The sequence below is a fragment of the Paenisporosarcina sp. P4_D4 genome (assembly GCF_056401835.1).
In genome coordinates this window covers 1-1,225 of sequence record NZ_JBFUIO010000308.1, presented here as the reverse complement: position 1 = coordinate 1,225, position 1,225 = coordinate 1, and the positions used below count along the sequence as shown (strand labels likewise).

At 46.0% G+C, this 1,225-nt stretch carries 1 protein-coding gene and 7 tRNA genes; 7 read left to right on the top strand and 1 reads right to left on the bottom strand.

The genetic code is table 11. The features are described from left to right. Positions 1-27: 27 nt before the first annotated feature. From AC1DSL_RS18410 to AC1DSL_RS18380, 7 genes are all read left to right on the top strand, one after another. A tRNA-Asp gene (locus tag AC1DSL_RS18410) sits at positions 28-103 on the top strand. 143 nt (positions 104-246) lie between these two features. After that, positions 247-322, top strand: a tRNA-Phe gene (locus AC1DSL_RS18405). 4 nt (positions 323-326) lie between these two features. Beyond that, a tRNA-Gly gene (locus AC1DSL_RS18400) sits at positions 327-400 on the top strand. 9 nt (positions 401-409) lie between these two features. Further along, positions 410-486, top strand: a tRNA-Ile gene (locus tag AC1DSL_RS18395). A 1-nt stretch (position 487) separates the two neighbouring features. After that, positions 488-562 (top strand) — tRNA-Asn (locus tag AC1DSL_RS18390). Between the two features lie 9 nt (positions 563-571). Continuing rightward, positions 572-662, top strand: a tRNA-Ser gene (locus tag AC1DSL_RS18385). 7 nt (positions 663-669) lie between these two features. Then, positions 670-741 (top strand) — tRNA-Glu (locus AC1DSL_RS18380). Here the strand turns inward: AC1DSL_RS18380 and AC1DSL_RS18375 are convergent. After that, on the bottom strand, positions 739-1,225 hold a 487-nt coding region (locus AC1DSL_RS18375; protein ID WP_477533358.1), incomplete at its 5' end, for a UbiA family prenyltransferase. The genes AC1DSL_RS18380 and AC1DSL_RS18375 overlap by 3 nt on opposite strands.

The window sequence follows — 1,225 nt, the reverse complement described above, 5'->3', positions numbered from 1 at the left end:
GTTCAAATCCTGCCCCCGCAACCAAATGGTCCCGTGGTGTAGCGGTTAACATGCCTGCCTGTCACGCAGGAGATCGCGGGTTCGATTCCCGTCGGGACCGCCATTTTTTATGAAGTGTTAAGAATTGGAATAAGCAAAGAAGGTCTAGGAAGCAAAATGAGTAAGTGAAGGAGCGTACTAACGTACGTGACTGAACGAACGAATGAAGCTGACAACGAGATTCGAAGCTTAGTACAATTCGAATGTGGCTCAGTAGCTCAGTCGGTAGAGCAAAGGACTGAAAATCCTTGTGTCGGCGGTTCGATTCCGTCCTGAGCCACCATATTGCGGGTGTAGTTTAGTGGTAAAACCTCAGCCTTCCAAGCTGATGATGAGAGTTCGATTCTCTTCACCCGCTCCAATTTTTTGTGGGCCTATAGCTCAGCTGGTTAGAGCGCACGCCTGATAAGCGTGAGGTCGATGGTTCGAGTCCATTTAGGCCCACCATTCCGAAGTAGCTCAGTGGTAGAGCAATCGACTGTTAATCGATTGGTCGTAGGTTCGAGTCCTACCTTCGGAGCCAATTATTTCTGGGGAAGTACTCAAGTGGCTGAAGAGGCGCCCCTGCTAAGGGTGTAGGTCGGGCAACCGGCGCGAGGGTTCAAATCCCTCCTTCTCCGCCAGATGTAAGGCCCCTTGGTCAAGCGGTTAAGACACCGCCCTTTCACGGCGGTAACACGGGTTCGAATCCCGTAGGGGTCATTTAAAAAGATGCGCTATCTTCGGGATAGCGTGTTTTTTTATGGAGAAATGTCGAATTGTAGCGAAACGTGATAGACGAAATTCATACAAGTATTTTAATAAACAAACAAGCGTAATTGCGGTTGTTTTTCTTTCTATAATAAGTTTCCGATTAATAAACCTATACCGAGTAAGAATCCGAAAAGTGTGTTTGTTAATGCCGTATCTTTCATAGCCGGCCTTACTTCCAGTGGGGTGTTCTTTTGTTTTGAAAACTTGGATGGCATGCACTGGTTTCTTTACGCTTAAGATCACAAGTAGTGCCCAAGGCGTTACAAGGTTTAGAATAACTAATATTAAAATCCAAATGTATGAAATTACGAACAGGGCTAACAAGACATTAACTGCTCGTGTGCGACCGATTAAGATGGCCATCGTTTTTCGACCACTTGCTTTATCACCTTCTAAATCCCGAATATTATTGGTGGAGAGCATAATTGCTGCA